12 protein-coding genes are annotated in these 14,433 nt (G+C 69.5%); 4 read left to right on the top strand and 8 right to left on the bottom strand.

Translation table 11 applies throughout. From position 1 onward, the window contains the following. Nucleotides 1-81: 81 nt before the first annotated feature. Nucleotides 82-864 carry a glycosyltransferase family 2 protein gene (locus A2790_RS06950; RefSeq protein ID WP_293389190.1) on the bottom strand — a complete coding sequence of 261 codons (783 nt, stop codon included), beginning with the start codon at nt 862-864 and terminating at the stop codon, nt 82-84. Here A2790_RS06950 and A2790_RS06945 point away from each other — a divergent pair. Together A2790_RS06945 and A2790_RS06940 are read left to right on the top strand one after the other, a co-directional pair. Continuing rightward, nucleotides 863-2,542, top strand: coding sequence for a glycosyltransferase family 39 protein (locus A2790_RS06945; RefSeq protein WP_293389188.1), 1,680 nt, complete (start codon nt 863-865; stop codon nt 2,540-2,542). The genes A2790_RS06950 and A2790_RS06945 overlap by 2 nt on opposite strands. Continuing rightward, complete coding sequence (locus A2790_RS06940) at nt 2,539-3,456, top strand: hydroxymethylglutaryl-CoA lyase (RefSeq protein ID WP_293389186.1); 918 nt, start codon at nt 2,539-2,541, stop codon at nt 3,454-3,456. The genes A2790_RS06945 and A2790_RS06940 overlap by 4 nt, the downstream gene beginning before the upstream one ends. A gap of 4 nt (nt 3,457-3,460) precedes the next feature. Here the strand turns inward: A2790_RS06940 and A2790_RS06935 are convergent, their stop codons facing one another. After that, nucleotides 3,461-4,318, bottom strand: a complete 858-nt coding sequence (locus A2790_RS06935) for a TraB/GumN family protein (protein WP_293389184.1) — start codon at nt 4,316-4,318, stop codon at nt 3,461-3,463. 48 nt (nt 4,319-4,366) lie between these two features. Further along, complete coding sequence (locus tag A2790_RS06930; RefSeq protein WP_068878646.1) at nt 4,367-5,386, bottom strand: 2'-deoxycytidine 5'-triphosphate deaminase; 1,020 nt, start codon at nt 5,384-5,386, stop codon at nt 4,367-4,369. A gap of 140 nt (nt 5,387-5,526) precedes the next feature. On the opposite strand from A2790_RS06930, the gene metZ reads away from it, so the two are divergent. Beyond that, the gene (metZ, locus tag A2790_RS06925) at nt 5,527-6,711 is read left to right on the top strand and encodes an O-succinylhomoserine sulfhydrylase (protein WP_293389182.1); all 1,185 of its coding nucleotides are present in this window, start codon (nt 5,527-5,529) and stop codon (nt 6,709-6,711) included. On the opposite strand, the gene A2790_RS06920 is transcribed toward metZ, so the two are convergent. Next, nucleotides 6,708-7,526: an amidohydrolase family protein gene (locus A2790_RS06920; RefSeq protein ID WP_293389180.1), complete on the bottom strand. Its 819-nt coding sequence runs from the start codon at nt 7,524-7,526 to the stop codon at nt 6,708-6,710. The two genes, metZ and A2790_RS06920, sit on opposite strands and share 4 nt — an antisense overlap. An 80-nt stretch (nt 7,527-7,606) precedes the next feature. Between A2790_RS06920 and A2790_RS06915 the strand changes: the two genes are divergently transcribed. Beyond that, entirely contained in the window at nt 7,607-8,050 is a 444-nt protein-coding gene (locus A2790_RS06915; RefSeq protein WP_293389178.1) for a MarR family winged helix-turn-helix transcriptional regulator, read from the top strand. On the opposite strand, the gene A2790_RS06910 is transcribed toward A2790_RS06915, so the two are convergent. The 4 genes from A2790_RS06910 to A2790_RS06895 all read right to left on the bottom strand — a co-directional run bounded on the left by A2790_RS06910 (nt 8,047) and on the right by A2790_RS06895 (nt 14,365). Beyond that, nucleotides 8,047-8,940: an Hsp33 family molecular chaperone gene (locus A2790_RS06910; protein ID WP_293389176.1), complete on the bottom strand. Its 894-nt coding sequence runs from the start codon at nt 8,938-8,940 to the stop codon at nt 8,047-8,049. The genes A2790_RS06915 and A2790_RS06910 overlap by 4 nt on opposite strands. A 72-nt stretch (nt 8,941-9,012) precedes the next feature. Then, entirely contained in the window at nt 9,013-9,948 is a 936-nt protein-coding gene (gene argF / locus A2790_RS06905; protein WP_293389174.1) for an ornithine carbamoyltransferase, read from the bottom strand. Continuing rightward, nucleotides 9,945-11,141 carry an aspartate aminotransferase family protein gene (locus A2790_RS06900; RefSeq protein WP_293389308.1) on the bottom strand — a complete coding sequence of 399 codons (1,197 nt, stop codon included), beginning with the start codon at nt 11,139-11,141 and terminating at the stop codon, nt 9,945-9,947. Before A2790_RS06900 ends, argF begins: the two co-directional genes overlap by 4 nt. Before the next feature lie 197 nt (nt 11,142-11,338). Further along, nucleotides 11,339-14,365, bottom strand: a complete 3,027-nt coding sequence (locus A2790_RS06895; protein WP_293389172.1) for a TonB-dependent receptor — start codon at nt 14,363-14,365, stop codon at nt 11,339-11,341. Nucleotides 14,366-14,433: the final 68 nt, after the last annotated feature.

Here is a 14,433-nt window from a genome sequence, read left to right as displayed (position 1 = left end):
ACCATGCTGCGCATGGTCCCCCTCCCCCTACGGGTGAGGAGAGGCAACCAGGAAGGCCCCGCGCCAAGTTCCTAACAGCCTCTAGACTTCGTCCACCCCGCCCGGATTGCGGGCCCGCGACTGCAGCCACATCACGCCGAACAGGTCCGACAGCGAGGCCACGAGCCGGCCGAAGTTCGTGTACTTCGACTGGCCGGTCTGGCGGTGGCGGTGGTTCACGGGCCGGAATTCCACGCGGTAGCCCTCGCGCAGCATGAGCGCCGGCAGGTAGCGGTGGATGTGGTCGAAGTAGGGAAGCCGCAGGAACGCCTCGCGCCGAAAGGCCTTGAGGCCGCAGCCGGTGTCGTTGGCGGTGTCCTTCAGGAGGCGCTTGCGCACGCCATTCCCGATCCGGGAGGCGAACTTCTTGGCCTGGCTATCCTGGCGCTTCACCCGCTCTCCACCGACCAGGGCCAGCTCGGAGGGGCCCGCCACCAGCGCATCCACCAGGGCCGGTCCGTCGGCCGGGTCGTTCTGGCCGTCGCCGTCGAGGGTCACGACCACCGGCGCCCGGGCGGCCAGGATGCCGGTCCGCAGCGAGCGGCTCTGGCCCGAGTTCTTGCGGTGGGCCAGGACGCGCAACTGCGGAATCTCGGCGGCCAGCGCCTTCAGCGCCGCGCGCGTGCCGTCCCGGCTGGCGTCGTCCACGAAGATCATCTCGTAGGACCGGCCGGCGAAGGCGGCGGCGATTTCGCGCGCCAGGGCGGGCGCCGCGCCCTCCTCGTCATAGACGGGGATCACCACCGAGATGTCGGGCGCGGAAGCCATCGCCCGCTCATAGCGGAAAACGTGGCGTGAGAAAGGATCGTGGTATGCACGGCCCATGACGCTGGATGCGGTCCTGACGAAATGGAGCGGCGGTTGGCGGGGGCCGGCGCTCGCCGCCTTCATCGCCTTCCTGGCCGGCCTGCCCGGCCTCGTGGCCATGCCGCCGCTCGACCGCGACGAGGCGCGGTTCGCCCAGGCGACGGCGCAGATGCTGGAGAGCGACGACTATGTGGTGATCCGCTTCCAGGACGCGCCACGGTTCAAGAAGCCGGTGGGCATCCACTGGCTGCAGGCCGCCAGCGTGAGCCTGGTGTCGAGCCCCGAGGCGCGGCAGATCTGGGCCTATCGCCTGCCCTCGCTGCTGGGCGCCATGCTGGCCGCGGCCGCCTGCGCCTGGGGCGCGGCGGGCTTCTTCGACCGGCGGACGGCGCTGCTGGCCGGGGCGCTGCTTGGCGGCTGCCTGCTGGTCTCCACCGAGGCGTTCATCGCCAAGACCGATTCGGCCCTGGCCGGGACGACGACGCTGGCCCTGGCGGCGTTGGGCCGGCTCTATGCGGCGCAGCGGGGCGGCGAGCCGGCCGGACGGCGCGCCGTCTGGATCTTCTGGGCGGCGCTGGCGGCCTCGACGCTGATCAAGGGGCCCATCGGGCCCATGGTGGCGTTCTTCGCCATGATCACCCTGGCGGTCTGGGACCGCCGGACCGGATGGCTTGCCGGGCTGAGGTGGTGGTGGGGCCTGATCATCGTCCTGGCCGTCGTCGGCCCCTGGGCCGGCGCGGTGACGGTCGCCACCGATGGCGGGTTCTGGTCGGAGGCGGTCGGATCCGATCTCGCCCCCAAGCTGGCCGGCGGCCAGGAGACCCATGGCGCGCCGCCGGGCTACCATCTGCTGCTGACGCCCCTGCTCGCCTTCCCCATGACCCTGCTGCTGCCGGCCGCAGCGGTGGCGGCGTGGCGGCATCGCGCCGAGCCTGGGGTCCGCTTCGCCCTCGCCTGGCTGATCCCCATCTGGATCGTGTTCGAGGCCCTGCCGACCAAGCTGCCGCACTACCTGATGCCGGCCTATGGCGGCCTGGCCTGGCTGGCGGCGCGGGCCCTGGCCGAGCCCATCGGGGCGGTCGCGCGCTGGCTGGGCGCGGGCCTGCTGGCGGTGATGGGCCTGGTCCTGGCGGGCGCGGTCTTCTACCTGCTGTCGGTCTATGGCGATCCCTCGGACGCCTGGGCCGCGACCCTGGCCGGCGGCCTGTTCGCGGCGGCCGCGCTGGTCGGCGCCTATCTGATGGTCCGCCGGGCGCAGCAGGCGGCGGCGCTGGGGGCGCTGGCCCTCGCCATCCTGGCGCACGCCGCCCTGGCGGCCGCCTTCGCGCCACGGCTGGATCCGCTGTGGCTGTCGGCGCGGTTGGAGCGGGCGCTGGAACAGACCCGCCTTCTGCCGCGGCAGGGGGTCGCCGAGGCCCCCGTCGCCGTCGCCGGCTTCGCCGAGCCCAGCTTGGTGTTCGCCCTGGGCACCGCCACCGAGCTACACGGCCCCGCCGAGGCCGCCCAGGCGATCGTGGAGGGCCGCCCGGCCATCGTCGAGCAGCGCGAGGAGGCGCCCTTCCGCGAGGCGCTGGAGGCCCGGGCGGGAACCGCCGTGCTGGTCGCGAGCGTTGGCGGCATCAACTACTCCAAGGGTGATCCCATGACGCTTCGGGTCTATGTGGCGCCCGAAGTCCTGAACGAGGTCAGACGATGAGCCGGCGTATCGAGATCGTGGAGGTGGGCCCCCGCGATGGTCTGCAGAACGAGAAGACGCTGCTCGAGGTGGGCCAGAAGCTGGAGATGATCCAGCGGCTCGAGGCCGCCGGCGCCCGGCGCATGGAGGTGGTTTCGTTCGTCAATCCCAAGCGCGTGCCGCAGATGGCCGGCGCCGAGGAGATCATGGCCGCCCTGCCCCGCAAGGAGGGCCGGTCGCGCATCGGCCTGGTGCTGAACCTGCGCGGCTGGGAGCGCTGCCTGGACGCCGGCTGCGATGAGGCGAACGTGGTGGTGTGCGCCAGCGACGGCTTCGGCATCCGCAACCAGGGCGCCTCGGTGGACGAGCAGATCATCACCATGGCCAACATCATGGGCGTCCGCCGCAAGGAGGATCCGCCGGTGACGGTCACCGTCTCGGTGGCGTTCGGCTGCCCCTTCGACGGCGAGGTGCCCGAAGAGCGGGTGGTCGAGATCGTGAAGGCTGCCGCCGACCTGCGCGTGGCCGAGATCGCCCTGGCCGACACCATCGGCGTGGCCGACCCCTGGATGGTCCGCCGCCGGGTGGAGCTGGCGAAGAAGGCGGCGGGCCACATCCCGCTGCGGCTGCATTTCCACGACACCCGCAATACCGGTTTGGCCAACGCCTATGCCGGCGTCGAGGCGGGCGTCGACATCCTGGACGCCAGCGTGGGCGGCCTGGGCGGCTGCCCCTTCGCGCCGAACGCCACGGGCAACATCGGCACCGAGGATCTGGTCTACATGCTGGAGCGGGGCGGCTTCGAGACGGGCTACGACCTCGGCAAGCTGATCGAGATCGGCAACTGGGCGGCGGGCCTGCTGGGCAAGCGCGCGAGTTCGGCCCTTAGCCGGGCGGGCGGCTTTCCGATGACCGTGCCCGTGGCCGTGCCCTGAGCGGCTACTGGACCCGTTCGACGCGGAAGCCGCGAGCCGCCAGCAGGGTCGGCAGGCCGTCGGGGCCGATCAGGTGGAAGGCGCCGACATTGACCAGTTCGACGCCAGAGCCCGCCATCCCTTCGGCGAGGCGATCGGCCCAGGCCTCGTTCCGGCGGCGCAGGAAGGCGTCGTACAGCGCCGGGTTCTCGCTGCGCATATCCGCGATGTGCCCGTCGCCGAGACTGCCGGCGGCCCAGGCGTCCTCCAGGCTGGCGGGCTTGAACGGCAGGCGCAGGCGTGGCCCGCGGCTGCGCTCGCGCACCACGTCGGCCAGGTAACGAACCTCTGAATCCTCGGGCAGGCTGGCGAACATGCGGGCCTGGTCCTCCAGCGTCTCGAAGGTGCGGATGCGCTTGGATTCGGCCCGGGCGGCGCGGGTGATGGTGACGTCCGCGCCCTTGTCCACCGAGGCGCCGCGGGCGAGGGCCGGCTGCATGGACAGCATCAGCGCCGCCGCCCAGGGCCGCAGGTGGTCCACGCGGGCAAGATCGGTCTGGCGGGCCAGGGCCCCCAAGTCGGATGGCGCCAGCTTGCGGCTGAGCGGCCGGTCAGGGTCGACGCCGTAGCGGCGGACCAGCAGGCGCAGGGTGTCCGGGTCGCCCGACTGCAGGTCCGCTTCGAACCAGACGGTCCCCGCCCGGGCCAGGACCGCGTCGTAGAGCGGCGTGCGCCAGGCCTGGCCGGGCTGCAGCGCATGCAGGGTGCCGAAGAGGTAGACCTGGCTGTCGGCGTCCGAGACGCGCCACATGGCCGGCGCCGCCTGGGCCGTCCCCGCAAATCCCAAGATCATCGCGCCCGCCGCCCCGGCGAGCCTGCGCATCCAACCCACGGTGTCCCCCGACATCGAGCGCCGATCAGGCGTGGGGGATTATGGCTCCCAAACTCGGAAATGCTTCGACAATTTCAGGCCCTGGCGCTGGTAGTGCGACCCTAGGTCGCCATAGAGGCGCGTCGGGCGCTCGGTGAGCGGTTCGTAGACAAGCCGCGCCACCGTCTGGCCGTCCTCCAGGATGAACGGGGTCTCGTGGCTGCGGACCTCCAGCACGCCCTTGGAGCCCTTGCCGTGCGCCTCGTCGGTGCCGAAGCCGGGGTCGAAGAAGCCGGCGTAGTGGACCCGGAACTCGCCGACGGACGGATCGATCGGCGTCATCTCCGCGGCCTCCATGACCGGGATCTCCACCGCCTGCTTCGAGGCCAGGATGTAGAACTCGCCGGGGTCGAGCAGCAGCTGGCCGTTGCGCGGGACCAGGGGCTCCCAGAAGTCCTTCGGGTCGTGGCCGTCCTCGTGGTCGAGATCGACGACGCCGGCGTGGCGGCGGCCGCGGAAGCCCGCGATGTCGCCTGTCAGGTCGACGCCGACGCTCTCCGTCCGCAGGCGGGCGGGGACGCCAGCCTTGAGCCGGAGCTGGTTGAGGCGGGTGCCCGAGCGGACCAGCACCGAGAAGGTCTGCGGCGCGATCTCCATGTAGAGCGGGCCCTCGTAGCCCTCGTCCACATCGTCGAAGGCGTCGCCGTAGTCGGTGATCACCCGCACGAAGACGTCCACGCGGCCGGTGGAGCTCTTCGGGTTGGCCCGGGCCGAGACGCCCTTGGGCAGCTTCACCCGCTCCTGCAGCTCGGCGATGTAGACGCAGCCGCGCTCCAGCACCGCGCCCTTGGTGAGGTCCAGCTCGTGCATGGCTACCTCGGCGATGCGCTGGCGGACCGTGCCGTGGCGCGGCAGGAAGGAGGCGCGCACGCGCCAGGCCTTGCCCGCGAGGCGCAGGTCCAGGCTGGCCGGCTGGACCTGGTCGGGCTCCCACGGCGTCGCCGACGCGATGGCGCCGCCGGCGATCAGGGCTTCGATGGATTGGCAGGGCAGGATGCCCGGGGCGTTGAACTCGCTCATGGGCCGCGAACCCTTACCGCAGAACCGCGATGTGGCAAGGCTTGGCCGAGAGGAATTGGGGCCGGCCCCAGGAAAGCGGACCTTGACGGCGCCGGGTGCGGAGCGTTCAAGCGGCCCAGTTTTTCTTGAAGGAGGCCATGATGGCTGAAGACCCGCGCGACTGGGAAATCGAGACCCGAGCGGTGCGCGGCGGCCTCATGCGCACCGAGCACGGCGAGATTTCCGAAGCCCTCTTTCTGAACCAGAGTTTCGCCTACGAGACCGCGGCGGCGGCCGACGCGCGGTTCGCCGGCAACGCACCGGGATTCATCTACCAGCGGTTCGGCAACCCGACCACGCAGATGTTCGAGGATCGCCTGGCCCTGATCGAGGGGGCCGAGCAATGCAAGGCGACCGCCTCGGGCATGGCGGCGGTACAGCTCGCCCTGATGGGCCTGGTCCGCGCCGGAGACCATATCGTGGCGGGCCGTGCCCTGTTCGGCTCGTGCCGCTGGATCCTCTCGGAATGGATGCCGCGGTTCGGGGTGGAGACCACCTATGTCGACGCCACGGACCTGGAGGCGTGGAAGAACGCGGTCCGGCCCAACACCAAGTGTTTCCTGGTGGAGAGCCCGGCCAATCCGCTGCTGGAGGTGACCGCCATCGGCGCCGTGGCCGATATCGCCCATGCGGCGGGCGCCAAGCTGGTGGTCGACAACGTGTTCGCCACGCCGATCTTCCAGAAGCCGCTGGCTCTGGGCGCGGACATCGTCGTCTATTCGGCCACCAAGCACATCGACGGCCAGGGCCGCGTGCTGGGCGGGGCGATCCTGGGCGCCGCCGAGCTGATGACCGAGGCCTACAAGGACATGCACCGCCACACCGGGCCGGCGCTGTCGCCCTTCAATGCCTGGGTGCTGCTGAAGGGGCTGGAGACGCTGGAGCTGCGCGTGCGCCGTCAGACCGAGAACTGCGCCAGGGTGGCCGACGCCATCGCCGCCCATTCCAAGGCGCTGAGGACCATCTATCCCGGCCGCCCGGACCACCCGCAGGCCTCGATCATCGCCAACCAGATGACCGGCGGCGGCAATGTGGTGGCCTTCGACCTGGGCAGCCGCGACGCGGCCTGGCGGTTCCTGGACGCCCTGCAGATCGTCGACATCTCCAACAACCTCGGCGACGCCAAGTCGATGGCCACGCACCCCTGCACCACCACCCACCGCTCCATGCCCGAGGCCGAGCGTCTGGAGATCGGCCTGACCGAGGGCTGGGTGCGGATGAGCGTCGGCCTGGAAGGTCCCGGCGACCTGGTGCGCGACGTATCGCGAGCTCTGGACGCCGCCTAAGCCGCCAGCCTGAACACCTTGCGCGCCGCGCCCCCGAGGAACAGCTCGCGGGCGCGGTCGTCGAGGCCGAGATCGTCCAGCGCCGCCAGGGCGTGCTTCGGCGAGACCATGGGCCAGTTAGTGCCGAACATCACCCGGCCCGCCCCCTGCCCGCGCATGAAGTCGGTGAGCTGGGGCGGCAGCCGCGCCACGGTGTAGGCCGAGGTGTCGACGTAGAAGTTCGGGTACTTCCGCGCCAGGGACAGCACCTCGTCCATCCACGGGAAGCCCACGTGGCCGCCGACGACGCGCAGGTCGGGGAAGTCCAGCAGCACGTCGTCGAGGTAGGGGATCGGACGGCCGGGCTCGGAGCGGCACAGCGGGCCGGTGTGGCCGATCTGGGTGCAGAACGGCAGGCCAGCCTCCACGCAGGCCACATAGACCGGATAGTAGCGGCGGTCGTTGGGCGGCAGATCCCACAGCCAGGGCACAACGCGCACGCCCACGAAGGCGGGGTTGGCGGCGTGTTCGCGGATCGTGCGGACCGCCCCCATGGGATCGTTGAGGTCCACCGTCATCAGCCCGCGCAGTCGGGCGGGCGCCTGGGCCACCGCCTCGGCCACCTCTTCGTTCGTGATCAGCCAGCCGCGGGGGCCGCACCAAGCCGAGAGGAAGGTAATATCGACGCCGGCCGCGTCCATGGCTGCCAGGGTCCGGTCCGTGGTGACCGGCGGCTCGTCGCCGCTCTTGCCGGTCCAGCGGTTGAGAGTCGCGAGCCAAGGTTGCTGCTGGAACAGCGCATTGGGCTGCTGGGCCCAGACGTCGACGGCGCCCATTGGACGGCTCCCGAATTTACTTCACATCACAAGTAAATGCGCGTTGAGCGGCGCTGTCAACGCGGGCTAGCTTCGCCCGCATGGATCCGGCCGGGCGCGAGCGCCTCTACCATCTGCTCCAGACGGCCGCGCACCGGCTGAAGACCCGCGCCGACCGCGATTCCCAGGGCGTGGCGGGTGTGACCGCGGCCCAGGCGGCGGTGATGTTCGTGATCGCGCGGGAGCGGGCGACGACGCAGCGGCGGGTGGCCGAACAGCTGAAGCTGAACGAATCCGCCGTGACCGGCATGGTGGGGCGGCTGATGGAGGCCGGCTTCGTCGCACGCGCGCCCAGCCCCACGGACGGCCGCGCCTGGACCGTGACCCTGACGCCGGCCGGAGAAGCGGCGCTAGACCGCTTCCGGGTCAACCTGGACGCCCTGAACGCCGAGATCACCGCCGCGCTGGGCGGTGAGGCCGAGGTGGCGCGCTTCGCCGACGGCCTGCGCGCGATCCTCGCAATCGCGCCCAGCCGCGAGGCCTAGGCGATCTCCAGAGCCTCAGGCGCGACGGCGTAGACGCGGCTGCAGTACTCGCAGGTGACGTGGATCTTGCCGTCGTCCTCGACCATATCCTCGCGCTCGGCCCGGTCGAACGACTTCAGCACCGTCACGATCCGCTCCTGGTTGCAGCGGCAGAAGGCGCGCAGCGGCTTGGAGCCGAACACGCGCACGCCGTCCTCGTGGAACAGCCGGAACAGCAGGCGGTCGGACGACAGCTCCGTGTCCAGCAGTTCGTCCTCGCCCAGGGTCTCGAAGAACGCCTGGGTGCGAACCCAGGCCTCCAAGGTGTCGCCTCGGGCGTCGTCGGCGGCGATGTACTGGATGAGGAAGCCGCCGGCGCGCCAGCCGGTCTCCTCGCGGCCCACGGCCAGGCGCACGCGCGTCGGCGTCTGCTCGGACTGGGCGAAGTACTGCTCGGCGCAAAGGGCCAGGGTCTCGCCGTCGATGGACGTCATGCCCTGGTAGCGATCCATGTCGCTGCCCTGGTCGACGGTCATCATGAAGACGCCCTCGCCCAGCAGCGTCCTGGCGCCCGGGCGCAGGAAGCCCTGGGACACGGCCTCGACCTCGGCGGCGTCGAACCGGCAATAGCCGCGCAGGCCGCCCGAGGTGTCGTAGTCGGCGACCACGTAGCGCACGGGGCCAGCGCCGCGAGCCTCGACGATCAGCCGGCCGTCGAACTTCAGGTACGAGCCCACCAGGGCGGCGAGCGCGCACGCCTCGCCCAGCAGGTTGGCGACCGGCTCGGGATAGTCGTGACCCCGCAGGATCTCGTCGATGGCGGGGCCGAGCCGGGTGACGCGGCCGCGAACGGGTTCGCCCTCGATCTGGAAGGCGCCGACGAGGTCGTCGGGGGTCTGTGTATCGGACATGGGGCGCAATATAGGACGCGTCGGCGAGGTTGCGAGCGGGCGAGTTGTCCTAGGCGCCCGCCCACTCCGGCGTCAGATGGCGCCGAAGCACCAGGCCAGGATCGACTTCTGGGCGTGGATGCGGTTCTCCGCCTCGTCCCAGACCAGGCTGGCCGGCCCGTCGATGACCGAGTCCGTCACTTCCTCGCCGCGGTGGGCCGGGAGGCAGTGCAGGAACACGGCGTCCTTGTTCGCCACCGACATCAGCTTGTCGTCGACCTGGTAGGGCTCCAGCGCCTCGATCCGCTCGTCGTGGTCGGTGTCGCCCATGGACACCCAGGTGTCGGTGATCACGCAGTCGGCGCCGCGGACAGCCTCGACCGGATCGTGGGTGGTCATGACATGACCCTGCTGCTCGGCGGCGCGCGCGAGGTCCATCATGTCGGGATGGAAGACGGCCGGGCTGGCGATGTTGAGCTTGAAGCCCAGCTTGGGCGCCGCATGGATGAAGGACGAGCACACGTTGTTGCCGTCGCCCACCCAGGCGAACGTCTTGCCGTAGACGTTGCCGCGGTGCTCCTCGAAGGTCATCAGATCGGCCAGGATCTGGCACGGGTGGCTCTTGTCCGACAGGCCGTTGATGACCGGCACGGAGGACCACAGGGCCAGGCGCTCCACGTCCTCATGGACATTGGAGCGGATCATGATGGCGTCGACCATGCGCGACAGCACGCGGGCGGTGTCTTCGATCGGCTCGCCGCGGCCGAGCTGCATGTCGACGGCGTTGGAGATGATCACGTCGCCGCCCAGCTGGCGCATGGCGGCGTCGAACGAGAAGCGCGTGCGGGTGGAGTTCTTCTCGAAGATCATGGCCAGGGTCCGGCCGCGGGCGGGATGGTCCTCGTCGGGCTTGCCCTTGGGCCAGCCGGCGCGGGCCGCCTTTCGGGCCTTGGCGTCTTCGAGGATGATCCGCAGCTCAGTCCCGTCGAGCCTCCACAGGTCGAGGAAGTGGCGGACGGCCTTACTCATGCCGCCGCCCCCGCCTTTTCCTTCGCCGCCTTGGCCTGAGCGGCTTCGCAGGACTTCTCCAGCAGGCCGATCGCCTCGCGGGCTTCGTCGAGGCTGAGGGTCAGCGGCGGCAGCAGGCGCACGCAGTTGTCGCCGCCGCCTGCGATCAGCAGGTGGTTGTCGCGGGCGTGCTGCATGAACTCGCGATTGGGCGTCGCCAGCTTCACGCCGATCAGCAAGCCCTTGCCGCGGATGTCGAGCACCACGTCGGGATAGCGGTCCTTCAGCCCCGAGAGCTGCTGGTTCAGGTAGCCGGCCACCTCGCGGACGTGGGCCAGCAGCTCGGGCTTGATCAGTTCCTCGACCGAGGCGACGCCGACCGCCATGGCCAGCGGGTTGCCGCCGTAGGTGGAGCCGTGGCTGCCCGGGCCCATGCCCTTGGCCGCCTCGGCCGTCGCGAGACAGGCGCCCACCGGGAAGCCGCCGCCCAGCGCCTTGGCCACCGCCATGATGTCCGGATCGGCCGCGCCGTCCGCCCACTCGTAGGCGAAGAGCCGGCCCGTCCGACCCAGGCCGCACTGGATCTCGTCGTAGATCAGCAGGGTCCCGGTCTCGTCGCAGAGCTGGCGTATCTCCTTGAGCTGGGCCTCGGTCCAGGACCGGGCCCCGCCCTCCCCCTGCACGGGCTCCAGGAGGATCGCCGCGGTGGTCGGACCGACCAGCGCGCGCAGGCCCTCGAGGTCCCCGAACTTGGCCTGCACGAACCCGGGCAGCGCAGGGCCGAAGCCTTCGACGTAGCTGGGATTGCCCGCGGCGAAGATGGTGGCGATCGTCCGGCCGTGGAACGAGCCGTCGAAGCCGATGATATCGATCCGCTCCGGCTGGCCGTTCGCCCAGTGATACTTGCGCGCCGTCTTGATCGCGCACTCGATCGCCTCGGCGCCGGAGTTCGTGAAGAAGGCCACGTCGGCGAAGGTGTTGTCGGTGAGAAGCTTCGCCAGCTTCTCCTGGTGGGGGATCCGGAAGATGTTGGAGGTGTGCCAGAGCTTCTCGGCCTGGTCCTTCACCGCCTGCACCAGCTTGGGGTGATTGTGGCCCAGGGCCGTCACGGCGATGCCAGCCATGCAGTCGAGGTAGGCCTCGCCGTCGGCGGTAAACAGTCGCGAGCCCTCGCCTCGCTCGAACGCCAGCGGGGCGCGCGCATAGACGCCCATGATGTGATCGCTGGGAACGGGGGCGGAGGTCGTCTCGGCCACTGTCTGGGCCCTCCAAAATGAAACGTCCCCGCCGCGTTGAGCAGCGGGGACTGGAAGGCTTCGCCTTTTCCGCGTGAAGTGTGACGGTGTCAATCTTTTGCTCCCCCTCGGCGAGGGAGTGGGCGGGAGGGAGCACGCCCCCTCCCGCCAAGCAGCTAGAAGTCCATCGTCGCGCCGACGAACAGGTAACGTCCGAACGCGTCGTACATCTGCGCCCAGGTGTTGCCGTTGCAGGGCCCGGTGGGGCAGTTCGACGAACCTGTCAGCGGCGGATCCTTGTCGAACAGGTTGTTCACCCCTGCGCGGAAGTTGATGTTGTCCCGCATCGTCCAGGACGCCGTCAGGTCAAAGTAGTCCCGCGCCTTGAGCGTCTTGTCCGAAGCGTACTGCAGACCGGGGTTGTTCAGGCCCGGATCCTTGGAATAGGCGTCCAGCGTCACCTTCGAGAAGTGGCGCCACTGCAGGCTGAGGGAGAAGTCCTTGAACCAGTCGCCGTACTCGAGCGGCGTGGTCCAGGTTACGCGCGCCTTGTGGCGCCATTCCGGGTTCGGCGCCGACAGACCACCCGAGACCGAACAAATGTTCCCGAAGTAGCCGGCGCAGTCGAACGCGTCTTCACCGGGGAGCGGCTGCACCTTCAGGGTGTCGAGATAAGTCCCGACGAAGTTGAAGCTCAGGCCCCCGCTATTTCCAAGCCCAAAGTTCTCGAGGTCGGTTCGATAGCCCACGTTGATGTCGAAACCGGTCGTCGCCAGCGAGCCGGTATTCAGGGTGGTGTTTCGCACGAAGCCCTGGTTCGACAGATAGAGCGAGTTGTCGGCGTCGCGCTGGACGAGGTTGCAGTAGAAGGGATCCAGCGTATCGACGCAGCGGGTGATGATCGTGTCCGCGCCGATGCCCGAGATGAAGTCCTTCACCTTGATATCGAAGTAGTCGACCGAGAGGTTGAAGCCCGGCAGGAAGGACGGCTGATAGACGAAGCCGACGGTGTAGGTGTCGGCCGTCTCCGGGTCGAGGTCCGGGTTGCCGCCGTTGAGCCCGTTGTACTGGTTGGCGCTATTCGCTTCGATGGCCAGGACCTGGGCAGTCGTGAGGCCAAACGCCTGGGCGCAGCGGGCGACCAGCGGATCATTGGCGGACAGGCCCGCACAGGGATCCTGCGTGCCGTCGAGGACGACGTTCTGCGGGCTGAACAGTTCGAGGACGTGGGGGGCGCGAACGGCGCGGTTGTAGCCGCCGCGGATCCGCAAGCCATCGATCGGTTCCCAGTCACCGGCAATCTTGTAGGTCTCGGTGGTGCCGATTGTGGAATAGTCGGAGTACCGGAAGGCGAGTTCCATCGTCAGGTTCTTGGCGAAGGCCACGTCCTGCACCAACGGAATTCGGGTTTCCGCGAACATCTCATAGACGTCGAAGCTGCCGTTGACCGGGGGAGCCGCGCCGCCCGAGCCGTTGAGCTGGCCAGACGAGGAGATGAAGTCGGACGAGAAGTCCATGGTCTCGCGCCGGTACTCGGCGCCGATCGAGACGCCCACGCCGTCGGTAGCCCAGGGTGTCTTCACGCCGTATTCGGTGAGGTCGCCGCCCAGCGAGAAGTTCACGACCCGCTCGAAGAGGTTGCCCATGGTGGTCGACGGCGTCTCGAGATAGGCCAGCGCCTCGGGCGTGACGCCGCCCAGTTGCATGATGTTGTAGGGGACGCACGCCAGGTCGGTCTGGTCGATCACCGATTTGCAGGTCGGGACGCCGTTCACGTTCACCACGTTCAAGGCGTTGTTGATCGCCTGGGTGCGGAAGAAGCCGGTCTGGACCTGGTTGAACGACACGCGGCCATACTGCATGGCGAAGTCGTAGTTCCAGTTGTCGCCCAGATCGCCGCGGACGCCCACGACGTAGCGATACTGCTGATGCTGCATCGCGCCTTGGCGACCGCCGCCCTCGACGTTCCGGCGCGCGATGGTGCCGCGGAACATGGCGTTCGGGTTGGTGGTGTTGGCGCAGGTCTCGCCCGCCGCGCCCTGGAACACGCCGAGCAAGCCGCGCTGCTGGGCGGAGAGGAAGGGGTTGGCGCAGTTCACGTTGAACGAGCCCGCGAACACGCCGCCGGCCGCGATCTGGAACGTGGACTGGTCGTCCATGAACATCACGTCGGCGTAGGCCGTCGCCCAGTCGGTGAGCTCATACTCGGCGAAGGCGCCCAGCACGTAGCGATCGTCCGGACGCTGGTAGTAGTTCTCCGGGCCGAAGTTGAAGACGTCGCGGCTCGCATCGCGGGTGCGGAAGGTGTTCCCGGGCCCGGTGATGTCGACCACGTAGTTGCCGAAACGGGCCGGGAAGGCGGTGCCGGAGCCACCGCAGCCGGCGGCGGCGAAGGTGTCGCCGGAATTCAGGGTGCAGGACGAGAAGTCGCGGTTGCCCTGCAGGATCGGCTCGACGTGACGGTAGCCGGCATAGGCGGTCACGTTGCCCTTGCCGTCTGGCGAGTTCACGCCGATCACGAGGGTGACCTGGCTCGACTCCCCGTCGCGAACGTTGTCCTTCGGCAGGCGGAAGAACTCGGGGCTGGCCGCCTTCGCGGCGCTGGCGGAGACGACATCGGCGATCGAGCTGCCGTTGTCGTGCTGGTAGATGCCGTACTGGGCATCGACGCGCACGCCTTCGAAGCGGCGCGACATGATGAAGTTGACGACGCCGCCCACGGCGTCGGCGCCGTAAACGGCCGAGGCGCCACCCGTCAGCACGTCAACGCGCTCGATCAGGGCTGAGGGGATGAAGTTGATGTCGGCGGCCAGGTTGGCGCCCGTGGTGTTGGGCGTGCCGGGCATCAGGCGGCGGCCGTCGATCAGGACCTGGGTGCGCGTCGGACCGAGGCCGCGAAGGCTGATGGTCGCCGTACCCGTCGAACCGTTGGACACCGAGGAGCCCTGGGCCGCGAAGGCTTGCGGCAGGCTGTTGATCATGTCCTCGACGCGGGTCACGCCCGTCGCCTTGATCTCGGCCGCGCTGACCGCGGTGACCGGGCTGACGCTCTCCAGGTTCGGCGACGGAATGCGGGTGCCGGTGACGACGACCTCGCTGATCTCCTCGCCGGCGGTCTGCGCCAGCGCCGGGGACGCGGTCATGGCCGCCCCGCAGATCATCGAAGACGCCAGGAGGCGCGCACGGACAGTAAGCTTGCTCACGATCAATATCCCCTTCGCGGCCGACCGCCAGTTGGGCGGCCCCGCTCCCCACAAGAAGGTTTCGGCCC

This window comes from Phenylobacterium sp. RIFCSPHIGHO2_01_FULL_69_31, assembly GCF_001824475.1.
Classification (GTDB): Bacteria; Pseudomonadota; Alphaproteobacteria; order Caulobacterales; family Caulobacteraceae; genus Phenylobacterium.
This window is presented reverse-complemented; position numbering and strand designations above follow the sequence as displayed.